This window comes from Pseudoalteromonas sp. SG41-2 (genome assembly GCF_014164535.1).
GTDB classification, from domain to species: Bacteria; Pseudomonadota; Gammaproteobacteria; order Enterobacterales; family Alteromonadaceae; genus Pseudoalteromonas; species Pseudoalteromonas rhizosphaerae.
In genome coordinates this window covers 22,321-38,393 of record NZ_JACJFK010000031.1, presented here as the reverse complement: position 1 = coordinate 38,393, position 16,073 = coordinate 22,321, and the positions used below count along the sequence as shown (strand labels likewise).

Genomic DNA, 16,073 nt, shown 5'->3' with positions numbered 1-16,073 from the left:
TTAAGTACCAAAGTAACTTTAAACTCCCGTAGGCGTTAAGCTTGCTGACGCGCGTCTCTTAACCTCTTTGCGAATGAATAACTAAAAATATTTTGCACAAAGAGAAGACATTAGAATATTTTTAATAGCGCGGTGGCAAGCCACTCGCCTACAAGTTATTAAGTACCAAAGTAACTTTAAACTCCCGTAGGCGTTAAGCTTGCTGACGCGCGTCTCTTAACCTCTTTGCGAATGAATAACTAAAAATATTTTGCACAAAGAGAAGACATTAGAATATTTTTAACAGCGCGGTGGCAAGCCACTCGCCTACAAGTTATTAAGCACCAAAGTAACTCTATACTCTCGTAGGCGACACAAACACTTAAAAGCAAAAAACCGCTCAATGAGCGGTTTTTTAAACGTAAACTTAGATTTATACCTATGGCATAGCGTCTAAATCTGCGCCTTCTTTTTCGATAACTTCTGGTATTAAGTCTTCTTTACTTACGCCCATCGCAATCGCAACGGCACTAGCAACATAAATCGAAGAATAAGTACCAATAAACACACCAAATAACAGCGCTGTAGCAAAACCATGAATAGTTTGACCACCCCAAGCAAACAAGGCGATTAATACTAAAATAGTGGTAATTGAAGTTACTAGAGTACGGTTAAGTGTTTGCGTTAATGAAATATCAATGATCTCAACAGTATCGTCGATACGCACTTTGCGGAAGTTCTCACGAATACGGTCAGATACAACGATAGTATCATTAAGAGAGTAACCTATTACCGCCAGTATTGCCGCCAATATGGTTAAGTCGAACTCTAACCCTAATACTGAAAACAAACCTAAAGTAATGATTACATCGTGTAAAAGTGCCGACACTGCGCCTACCGCAAAACGCCACTCAAAGCGAAATGCCACATAGATCAAGATACAAATAAGCGCAGTTAACATGGCAAGGCCACCCTGCTCTTTTAAGTCTTCACCTACACTTGGGCCAACAAACTCAATTCGACGCATTACTACGCTATCATCGGCTTTTTTAAGTGCATCAATTACTTGGTTACCAATTACTTCGGCTTTAACATCATCACCGCGTGGTGCTAAGCGAACCAAAATCTCTTGGCTTGAACCAAATAATTGTACTGATGCATCTGCAAAACCATTTTCAGCTAACACTGAACGTACTTTCTTTAAGTCTGCTGGTTGTGCAAAACCGACTTCTACAGCAGTACCGCCCGTAAAATCTAAGCCAAAGTTTAAACCTTTAACGAAGAACGATGCGAACGATGCCAAAATAAGTAGCGTTGAGATGCTCATAGCAACTTTGCGCAGCGACATAAACCCTAAAGTTCTGCCGCCTAATTTTAAAATTTGCATATCTGCTCCTTAAATTGACAGCTTATCAATGCGCTTACCACCAATACATAAGTTGATTACCGCACGGGTACCAACAATGGCTGTAAACATTGAGGTGATAATACCTATCGCAAGTGTCACTGCGAAACCAGCAATTGGGCCTGTACCCACTGCGAACAAGATAATCGCAGCAATTAAGGTGGTAATATTGGCATCAAAAATTGTACTAAAAGCACTATCATAACCATGATGAACAGCCTGTTGCGGACTACGTCCATCGGCCAGCTCTTCGCGAATACGCTCAAATATTAGTACGTTGGCATCAACTGCCATACCTACCGTTAGTACGATACCAGCAATACCTGGCAGTGTTAGTGCAGCGCCTGGGATCAACGACATAACACCCACAATCAATACTAAGTTAGCTGCTAAGGCAATATTAGCGACTAAGCCAAAACCTTTGTAATAAACTAACATAAAGATCAGTACAAACAAGAAACCTAAAGCAACCGCTGTCATACCTGCTTCGATATTTTCTTGACCTAAGCTTGGCCCTACCGTGCGCTCTTCAACAATTTGAATTGGCGCAACAAGTGCTCCAGCACGTAGTAATAAACTTAAGTTATGTGCTTCTGCAGGGTTATCAATGCCGGTGATGCGAAACGAACGATCAAGACGCGCTTGTATAGTTGCAACGTTGATCACTTCTTCCACCTTAATTGGTGGTAGCGCTTTACCGTTTTCGTCTGTTTTACCAGAGGGCTTATACTCTATAAATACCGTCGCCATACGCTTGCCAATAGCACGCTTAGTGAAAGCATTCATTTTCGCGCCGCCTTTGCTATCAAGGCTAATACTTACTTGCGGACGTTGGTATTCATCGGCACCCGATTGCGCACCAGTAATGTGACTACCTTCGAGAATAATGCGTTTTTTAAGTACCACTGGGTAGCCATCACGGCTCATGATCATTTCAGTACCAGGCGGAATACGCCCTTGCGCTGCTGCCGTTGGATCGGCATTTTCGTCTACTTCACGAAACTCAAGGGTTGCTGTAGCACCCAAAATCTCTTTCGCACGCGCAGTATCTTGAACACCTGGTAGCTGCACAATAATACGCTCTGCACCTTGACGTTGTACGTTAGGCTCAGCAACACCGATTTGGTTAATACGGTTACGGATAATGGTTTCGTTTTGCTTGATAGCATAGTCACGAATTTCTTTGAGTTTTTGCTCGCTGATGGTGGCATAAAACGCGTTATCGTTAGAGCTATCATCAATGTAGTTGTGTAATGGGTAGCGTGACTGTAAAAAACGCTCTGCCGCATCTTTATCTTCTGCGCTGCGCATCTCCACACGAATACGTTCAGTACCAGCTACACGACGTACCGTGCGATAGCGTAGTTTTTCTTCACGTAAATCACTTTTATAGTCTTGATCCATTTGTTCCAGCGCGTTATCAACCGCTGTCACCATGTCAATTTCCATCGTAAAGTGAACACCGCCACTTAAATCCAAGCCCAATTTCATTGGATTGCCGCCAAGGGCTTTTAACCAATGAGGTTGCGCCGGGGCCATGTTAATGGCTGAGATGTAATCGTCGCTCAATGAATCACGCAATAAATCTTGCGCTTTAAGCTGCTCTTCAACATTTTTAAAGCGGATCAACACTTGACCGTTTTCGAACTTAACTGATTTTACGGTAACATTGTGCTCTTTGAGGGTCGCATTTACTTTGTCTACTACAGCTAGATCTGCATCAGTTCCTTTAGTACCTGAAATTTGTATGGCCGGATCACGACCATACAAATTAGGAGAGGCATATAAAAGACCTACCGCAATCACAGCTAGAACAAGTAAATACTTCCATAATGGAAACTTGTTTAACACGTGGGCGTCCTTATTATTATTATAGCGACTTCATTGTGCCTTTAGGCAATACTGCTGACACTGCTGATTTTTGTACAGTTACTTCAGCTTGATCGTTAAGTGAAATAACAATGAAATCTTTATCGTCAGAGATTTTAGCGATTTTACCCACTAAACCACCTTGAGTAAGAACTTCATCGCCTTTTGCCATCGCATTCATCAGCGCTTTATGTTCTTTTACACGCTTAGCTTGTGGACGGTAAATCAAGAAGTAAAATACTAAGCCAAAGATAGCTAGCATGATCAACATCTCATAACCACCACCGGCTGGCGCTGCACCTGCCGCACTTGCGTGGGCGTTTGAAATAAATAAACTCATAACACTTCCTCTTTAATTTTTAAATTTAATTTGTGGTATCTGCAAGCTCTGGCACTTCTTGACCGCGGCGTGCATAAAAATCATTTACGAATTCATCTAACTTACCGTCACCGATCGCATTACGTAAACCTTCCATAACGCGCTGATAGTAACGTAAGTTATGAATTGTGTTTAGTCGTGCACCTAAAATTTCGTTACATTTATCAAGATGATGTAGGTACGCGCGCGAGTAATTCTTACAAGTATGGCAATCACACTCAGGATCAAGTGGGCCGGTATCTGTTTTGTGCACAGCATTACGAATTTTCACAATGCCACCGGTTATAAATAAATGACCATTACGCGCATTACGAGTTGGCATTACACAGTCAAACATATCGATACCGCGACGAACGGCTTCAACTAAGTCTTCAGGTTTACCTACACCCATAAGGTAACGGGGTTTGTTCTCTGGCATTTTATAAGCACAGTGATCAAGAATGTTAATCATCTCATTTTTTGGCTCACCGACCGATAAACCACCGAGTGCGTAGCCATCAAAACCAATTTCTTCAAGACCTTGTTGTGACTGAGCACGCAACTCCGGATACATACCACCTTGGATAATACCAAATAAAGCTGATGGATTGTCACCGTGACCTTCTTTTGAACGCTTAGCCCAACGAAGTGATAACTCCATTGAATCTTTAGCTTCTTTTTCGGTGGCAGGATAAGGCGTACATTCGTCAAAAATCATTACGATGTCTGAACCTAAATCACGCTGCACTTGCATGGCTTTTTCTGGTGAAAGCATAATTTTTTCACCGTTAACAGGCGAGCTAAACAATACACCTTCTTCGGTAATTTTACGCATTGCGCCTAAGCTAAACACTTGAAAACCGCCTGAGTCGGTTAAAATCGGTTTATCCCAATTCATAAAACCATGTAATCCACCATGCTGCTTGATGATTTCAGTACCAGGGCGAAGCATTAAATGGAAGGTGTTACCTAGGCAAATATGCGCACCAGTGTCTTTGACTTCATCTGGGGTCATACCTTTGACAGTACCGTAAGTACCTACTGGCATAAATGCTGGCGTTTCGACTACGCCTCTATCAAAAATCAAGCGGCCGCGGCGGGCTTTACCGTCTGTACGGTCTAATTCAAACTTCATATCATCCTCAAATGTCAGAAAAACAGTCCAACAAGCTATAATTTAACCGCTCGATTCTACCCTTTTTGTAAAACCATTACTATTAATTGGGCCCAAAGCTGAAATTAAAAGTGCAAAAATCAAAACTAAAAAGCCCAACGCAAGGCTGGGCTTTAAGTGCTTTTATAGAAAAAACTATTTACGGGTTAAAAACATCGCATCGCCGTAGCTAAAAAAGCGGTATTTTTGTGCAATTGCAGTTTGGTATGCACTCATAATATTATCTTGCCCAGCAAATGCACTAACCAACATGATCAATGTCGATTCTGACAAGTGAAAATTAGTGACCATGGCATCAACTACGTTAAATTGATAACCTGGGTAAATAAAAATATCGGTGTCACCAAAGTAACTGGCTAATTGGCCGCCATGTATCTTAGCTGCTGATTCCAATGAACGTACCGAAGTTGTGCCTACCGCAATCACTCTGCCGCCGTTAGCTTTGGTTGCAGCGACTGCTGCAACAACATCATCAGGCACTTCAATGTATTCGGAGTGCATTATATGATCATTAACCGAGTCTACGCGCACCGGCTGGAATGTGCCAGCGCCAACATGCAAGGTAACAAATGCCATGTTTACACCCTTGGCTTTTAATGCAGCCATGAGCGTATCGTCAAAATGTAGACCGGCAGTTGGCGCTGCAACCGCGCCAGGTTTTTCACCGTAGACTGTTTGATAGCGTTTGCGGTCTTCGTCAGTATCTGGACGGTCAATATAAGGCGGCAGTGGCATATGACCAATATCGTTTAAAATTTCCAGAACGTTTTGCTCACCTGTAAACTCTAGTTCAAACAATTCGCCATGACGACCCACCATAGTCGCCTGCGCTTTACCTTCGAGAATAAGTTCTGTACCTGGTTTTGGTGATTTACTGGCGCGTACATGAGCCAGCACGCGATGCTCATCAAGCACGCGCTCTACCAGCACTTCAAGTTTACCGCCAGATGCTTTTTGGCCATACATACGAGCAGGGATCACTTTGGTATTATTAAATACCAACAAGTCATTTTCATTTACTAAATCAAGAATATCGCTAAATATTTTATGTTCTACAGCGCCACTTGGGCCATCTAAGGTTAATAAGCGACTGCTGGTTCGATCCTGTTTAGGAAAACGAGCAATTAATTCATCAGGTAAGTCAAAGTTAAAATCAGCCACGCGCATAGGATATATCCAGATCAAAAAAGTCGCGCCAAGTTTAACTGTATCGTGCTATTAGCTCAACCAACGGCTTTAATTAAAATACAATGGAATGTTCTCTTGTGGTTCGAGACAAATGGCATTATTCTACTCAACTTGATTAGAGCTAGGTTGATAAGAGGTGTGACATAAATGGCTAAGCAGCTAACTTTGCTGATCTTAAACGCCAGTGTCGCTGAGCGTCAGGCTGTTAAGTCAACCTTAAATCGGCTCAATGTATTTACTTTCCTTGAAGTGGCCGATAGCCAACAAGCCCTCGAAATTCTTAAATCTCAAGCGGTCGATGTCATTATTACCGGTCTAAATGTTGGTAAAATCGATGGCTGGCGATTTTCTCGGATGATCCGTTCAGGGTTATTAAAAACCCCAAAAAACACACCAATTGTGCTTACTCCGCCTATCTATTGTGAGCGAATAGCCGAAACGACAGCACGCAGTTATGGCATAGATGCGGTATTACCATTTGAACGCCAAGATATGCTGCCACAGGTACTGGCAAATGTATTATCAACGCATTTAGAAAAAAGCAGTCGCTTAGATTTGTTGCTGCTCGAAACCGACAGTAGTAAAGCCGCCGAAATAACGCAACAACTACAGCTAAACTTTGCCTGCACCCATGTTTCTAGTAATAAACAAGCATTATCAATCTATTTGCAGCAAAAATTTGCCATTGTGTTACTTGATGCAACCGCAGCACACGCAGGAGCTGCCAGTCAATTAGTTGAAGAGATTTTACAACACAACCCAAAACAAGCCATTGTAACTATTATTGATACAAAAGATGCCGATCATGCTGAACAACTATTGCTTTCAGGGGTTACTGATTTTATTCGTGCACCGTATGAACAAACCTTGTTAAGTAAAGTATGCGACCATGCTGCGCGCCGTGAAGATTTTATGGTCAGTTATGCAGAGTTTGCACAAAAAGTAGAACAGCTAAGTCAAAGTCAAAGCCGCTATAAGGAGCTATTTTCAGCCCATCAGCGGATACTATTACATCTTAATACTGTGGTGCTTGAATTTGATCAACAAGGCCGCATTCGTTTTATCAACCCTGCGTGGGAAGCACTCAGTGGGTTTGGCATAAAACAAACCTTGAGCAAAGCACTCTCTGACTTTTGTATCAATGATTGCAAAGATAAACTACTGCAAACAATTAGCAGTATTTTGCATGGCGGTGCCTTGCAACAGCAGGTTGAAGTGCAAATTATTCATAAAGATGGTCAAGCTATTTGGGTTGAGTGCCGCTTACAACTAATCAAAAACAGCAGTAATGCTGCCACGATCACCGCCACAATAGATAATATTCATGAGCGCAAACAAGCTGAATTACAGCTGCGCCATTTAGCGCTTCATGACACCTTAACCGGCTTACATAACCGCTATTATTTTGATCAACAACTCAATCGAATTTGCCAGCCGCAACGCACTAATGGCGACATAGAACACGCTTTAATTTATATTGACCTCGATCATTTTAAAATAATTAATGACAGTAAAGGTCATCAACAAGGCGATATAGTTCTTAAAGAAGTTGCGCAACTATTTAACGCCAATATCAGTGATGAACACTTAGTGTGTCGCATTGGTGGTGATGAATTTGCGGTGATCTTAAATAATATGAATCTGCTTGATGCACACTTGATAGCTGAAAGTATTTGTATGGCTATTGAAGGTCACCAGTTTAAATCTGAAGAACAAGTTTATTCAATTAGCTGCTCAATTGGCTTAACGCAAATAACAGCAGCGAACCATGATCCGAGTGAATGCTTAAAACAAGCTGATATTGCCTTGTACGTTGCTAAAAGCTTAGGCCGTAATTTGGTTCATTGTTACTCTAAAGAAGATGCCAGCCATAACACCTTGCAAGCTGGATTGGAGTGGGGACACAGCATTCGCCAAGCATTACAACAAAACCAAATTGAATTACATTACCAGCCGATTTGGGACTTTAAACATGGTGGTGTCGCTTATTTTGAAGCACTGTTACGCTTAAAACTAGACGGTGAACTGGTTTATCCAAACCAATTTATTCCGTCACTTGAATTATTGAACGACACTTACTTAATGGATCAATGTGTGATCAGCAATGCAATTTCTGCCATTGCCGCTAACCCTGAGCTAAATCAAGTTGCAATAAACCTATCTGCGCAATCGTTTTTAGATGAACGCCTATTACCGCATATCGAATCGACCCTTGAAAAGTGCGATATCAGCCCTACCCGGGTTATTTTTGAGATCACCGAGTCCGCCAGTATCAATAATTTAACTGCCACTCGTGCGATGATCGAAAAGCTCAATCGCCTGGGCTGTCATTTCTCAATTGATGACTTTGGCACTGGCTTTAGTACCTTTAATTATCTTAAGCAACTGCCAGCTCAACACGTAAAAATAGACGGTTCGTTTGTTCGCGATATGCTCAATGATCCAATCGACTTGGCGTTAGTTAAAGCAATAAACGATATTAGTCGCTCGCTCAATAAGCGTTCAGTTGCTGAATATGTTGAAAATGAAGAGATCTTTTTAGCACTAAAAGAAATAGGTGTTGATTATGGCCAAGGCTACTTTATTTCACGCCCAGTGCCCGTAGAAAAAATCAAACATCAGTTACAAAAAATTTATCAAAACAAAACTTTTTACGAACAACCACCTAGCTAAAATAGCGAACTTTTCATACAAATCTACGCATTTTTTTACTTCCATCTTGTGATAACTCATCTATACTTTGCTCATCGGGCGATAAATGTCTTGTGATTATGATGATAATCGAAATTTCACATGACATCGCTAAATCGTAGCAACATGCCACTTACAAACTAACATGTTGTTATTAGTATCATTGTCAATTTATGGAGTGAATTATGATGCAATTAATAGTGTTACTATTAGCGGTAAACTTAGGGATAACTTACCAATGCTATCGATATGCCAGTATCAAAGGTTACCCAGTTGTAACTTTTACCTGCTTAGGTTTGATCCCCTACTTTAACTTAGTGGTGTGGGTTTATTTGTTATTTTTACCAGATATTACGCCATTCAATAAACAGTTTGAATATGAAGGGCATAACGAAAAGCAGCCTTTATAATACGGCTGCTTGTTGGTCAGGGATAAGTTATTAATTGAGCTAAGTTAATATGAGCTCGGCTAATTAAAATTGGTAGCTAATAGCTTTTTTAGTCAGTTCGCTGGCTTTGATATCGCCGGCGACACACTTTTTAATATCTGATTTATTAAATACTTTTATTAAACTCGTATTTTTATCGCCGAGCCCTTTAAGAACAAAACTCACATGCTCGTCGTTTGGCAGACTACGTAAACCACTACCGTAATCACATAACGTAAGACTGATACTTGTGCTTACTTGCTCCAGTAACTGTTGTTGCTCTGCGGCTTGTTGTTGCTCACGCTCTGCATGCTTTGCATTGATTTTTTGCCGTAGCTGTTGCTGCTGTTTAGTGAGTCTAGTTTGTTGTTTTTCCAGCTTCGCGATATCTTTTTCTAACGCTTTTTTGCGTTGTTCAAGCTGTTTCTCTTCGGCGCTATTATCATGGCGGCTGGCAAACTCTAAATCGCGCTTTTCACGCTCTAAATCTCGCAACTTTCGGCCCACATCACGCTCTTGCTCTGCAATTTCGCGCACTTGTTCTGCGCCTTCACGCATTAGCTCCATCGCTTGTTGATAAGCTTCTCGTGATGATTCAACAACATCTTCGGTAATAAACTCTACTTGATCACTGATAATTTCAATATCCATATTAGCAAAATCAATTTCAGGCAGTGGTGGTAACGGCGCATTAGGTGCGTTACTAAAAATAGTCTGCCAGCGGCTAGAGCCTCTTACGCCCAGCTCAAATACCACTCCCTGCTTAACAAAATAGTTGGCTTGAATCGCACGGATCCTTTTATTGGTATCTTGCTTTAACGCGCTGCTTAAAATGTTTTCCATTATTGCTACTTCACGCTGTATTGATGCCAACTCCGCTGGTTCTTGCGCAGATACATTAGCACTTAAACACCCAAGTATGGCCATTATGGCGCTGCTGATAAGTTTTTTATTCATGCTCTATACTCCTAATTTTTCGCAATCGCGGCTGTAGGCTGCTCTTGTACTTGTTCGGCTAAATCATTTAATTGCATCCGTAGATACGCTTGATCTTGAGCTCGCTGGGTTTTGATGTAAGTGATTAAACTGGCAATATCTTCTTGGCGTTCAACTCGTCCTGTTGCAATGGCCTCTTTTGCTAATTGATACATCTGCTGTTGCTGCAATTGATTTTGCGCAGTAATAATTTTTTGCATTTGGTCAATTTGCTTTTGTTGAGACTGCAATAAATGTGTTTGTTTCGTTACTTGTGTAAGTAACCCCTGCGCATCTGATTGCGGTAAAACTAAAAAGATTAACGAACAAACCAATACTGATGCTGCAACAGCCCACGCTCCAGCGACGCTAAACAGACGCACAGCAGAGAACTGCGATATTGTTGATTGGCGATCCCAGATTGGTACAGGTACAGCCTTATAGTCACGGCTATGCTGTTGCCATACTTGCGCTTGGCTCATCAACGCTGCATATTCGGGAGCATTTTCGAGCTGCTGCAATTGTTTATCGCTCAAAACTTTACCATCTAACCATTGCTCAAAAAGCGACTCTAAACTAGCCATCTACGGCCTCCAAATGAACTTTTAATTTTCCTAATGCACTGTATAACCGCGACTTAGCAGTATTAGTTGAAATATCTAATTGCTCAGCAATCTCTTCAAAGGTGCAATGCTGGAAAAATTTCAACTCCACCACTAAACGCTGCTCCCACGGTAACTTATTCAACATACTTTTTAATTGCTGATGCTGGGCCTGAGCTACACTATTGCCTTCTAATTCACTGTGTTCACAGGCTTGTTCTGGCACATCATCTAAGCTCTGATAATGCTTGCGACGGCGGTAGTATTCAACGCTACGCCGATGCACAATTTGAAATACCCAAGTATTAAAACTCGACTCACCACGAAAGTTCGGCAGACTTTTATACACCGAAATAAACACCTCTTGCATTAAGTCCATGGCATCATCTGGGTTACTTAGCATCCGCAAACAATAGTTATAAACTTGGCTTTCATGCTGCTTAACCAGCTTAAGCCAGGCGCGCTTATTTCCTTGTTGTGCTTTGGCGATTAATGTTTCTATTGATTGAAAAAAACACGATTCTCGATGCTTAGTTATTTTACTTATGAGGTTAGTCGATAGAGTGAAGCAGATAGTTTGGAAAAGATAAAAATAAATGAAAATAAATAAAAAAGCTCACCTAAATGAGCTATTCATCTGCCATTAAACGGCATTGCTGCTTTAAAAAGCTTTCTAGCATTTGGCTAAATAAACGAAAATCTCGAATACGACCGGTTGTTTTGCGCCACAGAATGCCAATATCGCGGTAAGCGTCACTTTGTGAGGGAGTGGCAAGCATGTTTTTGTTCGCTAAAATACCCGCGTTAATCGCCATTTGCGGCAAGAAAGTCACACCGAACTGGTGCTCAACCATGCTAAGTAAGGTGTGTAAGCTCGCCGCTTCAAACGGATTGATACAGCTTGAACGATTTAAATGACAAGCACTTAATGCGTGCCCTGTCATACAATGTTCTCGCTCTAATAAGAACACGCTGGCTTCCGGTAACAAGTTAAAATCTTCTATATTCTTAGCAGGTAAATAGTCTTTATGATGTACTAAGCAAAAGTGATCTTGCGCGAGTACTTGAGTATGAAATTTATCAGTATCGTAAGGTAGTGCCAACAGCGCCATATCGATATGGCCATGCTCGAGTTTATCTAACAAGCTATCACTGGTGTCTTCAACCAGTACCAACTCTAAATCGGCAAACTGTTGCTGACAAAGGTGGTAGAGAGGTGCCGCAATAAAACTAGCAATCGTTGGAATAACTCCAAGTGTGAGCGTACCGCTTAGCGGTGTTAAATGGCTTTTAGTCAGCTCTCTAACACTTAGCGTATCGTCAATAATTTTGCGTGCCCGCTCTACTACCTCTTCGCCGATAGCTGTGAACATCAAACTACGATTTTCACGCTCTATGAGTTGGCAACCGAGTGTTTCTTCAAGGGTTTGAATTGCACTGCTGAGTGTTGATTGACCAATAAAACACGCACTTGCGGCGCGGCCAAAATGTTGATGCTGATGAACTGCCAATAAATACTGCAGCTGTTTAATACTTGGTAAGTTCGTCATACTTTTTGTACCCACAAATAAAAAGACCCCAACACCAAGGGCGTTGAGATCTTTTCAAGCTAAAAGTCTGTAATACTTAAAGACTGCTGGATTTAAACTCCAAAGGCAGTTCTCAGTATGTAGAAAATAACAATAGCAAGGGCAGCGCCAACTGGCAATGTAATTACCCAAGAAACTACAATGTTTCTGATCACACCCATATTAAGTGCAGCAATTCCACGTGCCATACCTACCCCTAATACCGCGCCAACTAAGGTTTGTGTAGTAGAAATTGGTAAGCCTGTTCCCGATGCAATTACAACTGTAGAAGCAGCAGCTAATTCAGCAGCAAAACCACGACTTGGTGTTAAATGCGTAATGCCTTCACCAATCGTTTTAATTACTTTTTTGCCTAAAATTGCAAGGCCTGCAACAATACCGAAACCACCCAGTGGTAAAATCCACCATGCGATTGTCGCTTGCTTAGCTATCTCACCGTTATTTTCAACAATGTTTACAACTGCAGCCAACGGACCAATAGCGTTAGCCACGTCATTAGAACCATGAGCAAATGCCATACAACATGCGGTTAATACCATTAAGATAGCAAACACTTTCTCAACGTTATTAAATTGCATTTTCTTATCGGCTTTTGGATCAATCTTTAACCGAGAAATAACGATTTTACCAATAATACCAACAATAACAGCAATACCGATTGCTAATGCATAACCTTCAACAGCACCTAAATTAATACCAATGTGCTTTAAACCTTTCTTGATGGTTACTAAAGACATGATAAAACCGGCTAAACCCATGTAAATAGGCACATAGCGTTTGGCATTATTAAGTGGTGCCTCGGTGTCAAAAATTAACTTTTGCGCACTCATAAATATTAAGTAGGCAATAAACCCTGAAATCGCCGGGGTAACAATCCAACTCCCCACAATACCTGCAACTTTGTCCCATTGAATCGCTTCGCTGCCAACTGCAACTAAAGCAAATCCGATGATAGCACCAATAATTGAATGCGTGGTTGATACCGGCCAACCTAAGAATGAAGCTATTAGCAACCAACTACCCGCTGCAAATAATGCCGAGATCATCCCTAATACCATAAGTTCTGGCAGGTCTAAAAACGGCGTAGAATCGATAATGCCTTTACGAATTGTCGATGTTACTTCGCCGCCAGCTAAGTAGGCGCCTGCAAATTCAAAAATCATCGCTATAAAAATAGCTTGTTTAATAGTTAATGCTTTTGAACCTACCGATGTGCCCATCGCATTAGCAACGTCATTCGCGCCAATACCATAAGCCATAAAAAAACCGACTGCTGCGGCAATTAAAATTAATACCGTGCCATAAGATGCAATGATATCCATTGTGTAACCCTAATCTTTCGTTATTGAACTGAGTGTAAATTACCGAGCTAACATCAGCTCAAGACGCGAACCAACGCGTTCTGCGATATCCGCAAGCTCGCCGACCCATTCGATGATTTTATATAAAAACATTACATCTACAGGATTGAGTTCATCTTCGACGTCACGTAATTGGCGACGTATTATGATTTGCATATCATCCGTGTCTTGTTCAATTGCATCCAATTCAACGAGCATTTTTTCTACTAAGGTCACTTCACGACCTTTAAAACCAGTTTCTAGTAACTCATCCAACTCATTGATTGCGTTTGATGCTTGTTTAGTTGCATCAACACAGCGAGTTACATAGGCTAAAAAGTTAACTTGAATTTCTTTTGGAATGGTCATCTCACGACCAATTACACGACCAGCAATGTCTTTTGCTTTATTAGCAATTTTATCTTGCTGGGTGACGAGTTCGAGCAGATCTGTACGCTCTACCGGCATAAATAAACCGCGCGGTAATTGTAAACGTATATTTCTTTTCATGTCGTCGGCTTCACGTTCTAAAGTACGAATGTTCAAGCGAATCTCTTCTGCTTGTTGCCACTCTTCTTTAAATACATGATTGAAAAAAGGGATCAAAGCTTTACTTGCTTGATGTACCTTCTTGATGTGATCTTCCATTGGCTTTATAGGAGATTTTGCGAATACCCCTAAAAATGCGTTTGTAGGCATAACTGACCCTTAAATCAAATTAGTATGCTTTGCGGCGTGAATTTTACAGCATTCACCGCGATTGTGAATGCTTTTATTACATCACAGCTGCCGCTACAGCATTATAATTATAACGAAAACATGAAAAGCGACCATTGGCCGCTTTAATAAAACAAGACGGTATCAAAAAATCTATAACGATTTTTCTATATCCTCTTGAGATGTATGACGAATATCTTTGCCATTAACAAAGTAAATAATGTATTCAGAGATATTTTGACAACGGTCGCCAATACGTTCCAATGAACGTACCGACCAAACTAAATCCATAATTTTTGGAATTGAACGTGGATCTTCCATCATATAGGTCATAATTTGACGAGTAATTGCTTCATACTCACGGTCAACCTTGGCATCTTCTTTGTGTACTTCAAATGCTTTTTGTACATCCATACGTGCAAAAGCATCGAGTACATCATGCAGCATTTTTGAAACTTGGCGACCCATATTTTCGATGTTAACTAATAAATCTTGCTGATCTTTAGTAAATGAATCTAGCGCAACTTTAGCAATACGCTCAGCCTCATCGCCAATACGCTCTAAATCGGCAATGGTTTTAGCAATCGCGACTACTAAGCGTAAATCACTTGCAGCTGGCTGACGACGAGCAATGATACGGGTACATTCCTCATCAATATTTACTTCCATGGCGTTTACTTTATAGTCGTTTTCACGCACTTTACGCGCTAACTCAGCATCGCCATTACTTACCGCATCAAGCGCGCTATTAAGTTGCTGCTCAACTAAGCCACCCATGCTTAATACATGGTTGCGAACGTTTTCTAGCTCTTGGTTAAAGCGGCCAGAAATATGCTTATTAATATTGTGTTCCATTGTTTACCTTCTTATCAAAATCGCTAACGTCACCCAAAAACAGTTTGACTCAGCCTAGCCGTAACGACCGGTGATATAATCTTCCGTTTTCTTTTTCGTTGGGGTAGTAAATAACGTATTGGTATCTGAGTACTCTATTAATTCACCCATGTACATAAAGGCCGTTTGATCAGAAACCCGCGCTGCTTGTTGCATGTTGTGGGTTACGATAACAACGGTAAACTTATTTTTTAAATCGTTGATAAGCTCTTCAATTACCAGTGTTGAAATAGGATCCAATGCTGATGTTGGCTCATCGAGTAATAATACTTCAGGCTCAATGGCGATAGAGCGTGCAATCACTAAACGTTGCTGCTGACCACCTGACAAACCAAATGCGCTATCGTGAAGCCGATCTTTTACTTCATCCCACAGTGCCGCGCCTCGCAGTGACTGTTCAACCACCTCGTCTAATTTACGTTTTTCTTTGATACCTTGTAAGCGTAGGCCATAAACCACATTTTCGTAGATTGATTTAGGAAACGGGTTCGGACGCTGGAATACCATACCAACATTGCGACGCAGCGCTGCAACATCTACCTTTTTGTCATAGATGTTTTGTCCGTGTAGTAAAATTTCACCTTCAATACGGCAAATATCAACCAGATCATTCATACGGTTAATACAGCGCAATAACGTAGATTTACCACACCCTGATGGTCCGATAAATGCGGTTACTTGGCCTTTTGGAATATTCATATTCACTGAGCTAAGCGCTTGTTTTTCACCATAGTAAAGATCTAAGTTTTTGATCTCGAGTGCCGTTTGCTCGGTGCTTAAATTGTCTAAGTCCAATTTCAAACTCGTGCTTGATTGGTTTACTTGTGGAGCGACTGTAATCATGTTTGTTACCTATAGAATCTT

15 protein-coding genes are annotated in these 16,073 nt (G+C 41.1%); 2 read left to right on the top strand and 13 right to left on the bottom strand.

Annotated elements, in window-relative coordinates; all coding sequences use genetic code 11:
- Window positions 1-418: 418 nt before the first annotated feature.
- The 5 genes from secF to queA form a co-directional block, all read right to left on the bottom strand.
- The gene (gene secF, locus H5186_RS19615; RefSeq protein ID WP_149980534.1) at window positions 419-1,366 is read right to left on the bottom strand and encodes a protein translocase subunit SecF; all 948 of its coding nucleotides are present in this window, start codon (window positions 1,364-1,366) and stop codon (window positions 419-421) included.
- 9 nt (window positions 1,367-1,375) lie between these two features.
- Window positions 1,376-3,235, bottom strand: a complete 1,860-nt coding sequence (gene secD / locus H5186_RS19610) for a protein translocase subunit SecD (RefSeq protein ID WP_145238253.1) — start codon at window positions 3,233-3,235, stop codon at window positions 1,376-1,378.
- Window positions 3,236-3,254: 19 nt separating this feature from the next.
- Entirely contained in the window at window positions 3,255-3,593 is a 339-nt protein-coding gene (gene yajC / locus H5186_RS19605; protein ID WP_182732013.1) for a preprotein translocase subunit YajC, read from the bottom strand.
- 25 nt (window positions 3,594-3,618) lie between these two features.
- Window positions 3,619-4,746 carry a tRNA guanosine(34) transglycosylase Tgt gene (tgt, locus tag H5186_RS19600; RefSeq protein WP_145238250.1) on the bottom strand — a complete coding sequence of 376 codons (1,128 nt, stop codon included), beginning with the start codon at window positions 4,744-4,746 and terminating at the stop codon, window positions 3,619-3,621.
- 174 nt (window positions 4,747-4,920) lie between these two features.
- Window positions 4,921-5,952 carry a tRNA preQ1(34) S-adenosylmethionine ribosyltransferase-isomerase QueA gene (gene queA, locus H5186_RS19595; protein ID WP_182794828.1) on the bottom strand — a complete coding sequence of 344 codons (1,032 nt, stop codon included), beginning with the start codon at window positions 5,950-5,952 and terminating at the stop codon, window positions 4,921-4,923.
- 168 nt (window positions 5,953-6,120) lie between these two features.
- Here queA and H5186_RS19590 point away from each other — a divergent pair, with 168 nt between their 5' ends.
- The gene (locus H5186_RS19590; RefSeq protein ID WP_182719206.1) at window positions 6,121-8,646 is read left to right on the top strand and encodes an EAL domain-containing protein; all 2,526 of its coding nucleotides are present in this window, start codon (window positions 6,121-6,123) and stop codon (window positions 8,644-8,646) included.
- Window positions 8,647-8,849: 203 nt separating this feature from the next.
- Window positions 8,850-9,074, top strand: a complete 225-nt coding sequence (locus H5186_RS19585) for a hypothetical protein (protein WP_145238241.1) — start codon at window positions 8,850-8,852, stop codon at window positions 9,072-9,074.
- A 63-nt stretch (window positions 9,075-9,137) separates the two neighbouring features.
- Here H5186_RS19585 and H5186_RS19580 read toward each other — a convergent pair whose 3' ends face one another.
- The 8 genes from H5186_RS19580 to pstB all read right to left on the bottom strand — a co-directional run bounded on the left by H5186_RS19580 (window position 9,138) and on the right by pstB (window position 16,052).
- Entirely contained in the window at window positions 9,138-10,049 is a 912-nt protein-coding gene (locus H5186_RS19580) for a hypothetical protein (protein WP_182794824.1), read from the bottom strand.
- A gap of 11 nt (window positions 10,050-10,060) precedes the next feature.
- Window positions 10,061-10,651 (bottom strand): hypothetical protein, encoded by a 591-nt coding sequence (locus tag H5186_RS19575; RefSeq protein ID WP_182794823.1) that lies wholly within the window; start codon window positions 10,649-10,651, stop codon window positions 10,061-10,063.
- The gene (locus H5186_RS19570) at window positions 10,644-11,171 is read right to left on the bottom strand and encodes an RNA polymerase sigma factor (protein ID WP_404936444.1); all 528 of its coding nucleotides are present in this window, start codon (window positions 11,169-11,171) and stop codon (window positions 10,644-10,646) included. The genes H5186_RS19575 and H5186_RS19570 overlap by 8 nt, the downstream gene beginning before the upstream one ends.
- 127 nt (window positions 11,172-11,298) lie before the next feature.
- Window positions 11,299-12,219: a hydrogen peroxide-inducible genes activator gene (locus tag H5186_RS19565; RefSeq protein ID WP_149980528.1), complete on the bottom strand. Its 921-nt coding sequence runs from the start codon at window positions 12,217-12,219 to the stop codon at window positions 11,299-11,301.
- Between the two features lie 92 nt (window positions 12,220-12,311).
- Window positions 12,312-13,580: an inorganic phosphate transporter gene (locus H5186_RS19560; RefSeq protein WP_182719201.1), complete on the bottom strand. Its 1,269-nt coding sequence runs from the start codon at window positions 13,578-13,580 to the stop codon at window positions 12,312-12,314.
- Window positions 13,581-13,619: 39 nt separating this feature from the next.
- Window positions 13,620-14,297, bottom strand: a complete 678-nt coding sequence (locus H5186_RS19555) for a TIGR00153 family protein (RefSeq protein ID WP_145238222.1) — start codon at window positions 14,295-14,297, stop codon at window positions 13,620-13,622.
- A 171-nt stretch (window positions 14,298-14,468) separates the two neighbouring features.
- A complete protein-coding gene (gene phoU, locus H5186_RS19550) occupies window positions 14,469-15,170 on the bottom strand; it encodes a phosphate signaling complex protein PhoU (protein WP_064668157.1) in 702 nt (233 codons plus the stop codon).
- 54 nt (window positions 15,171-15,224) lie between these two features.
- Entirely contained in the window at window positions 15,225-16,052 is an 828-nt protein-coding gene (gene pstB, locus H5186_RS19545) for a phosphate ABC transporter ATP-binding protein PstB (protein WP_145238219.1), read from the bottom strand.
- Window positions 16,053-16,073 lie beyond the last annotated feature (21 nt).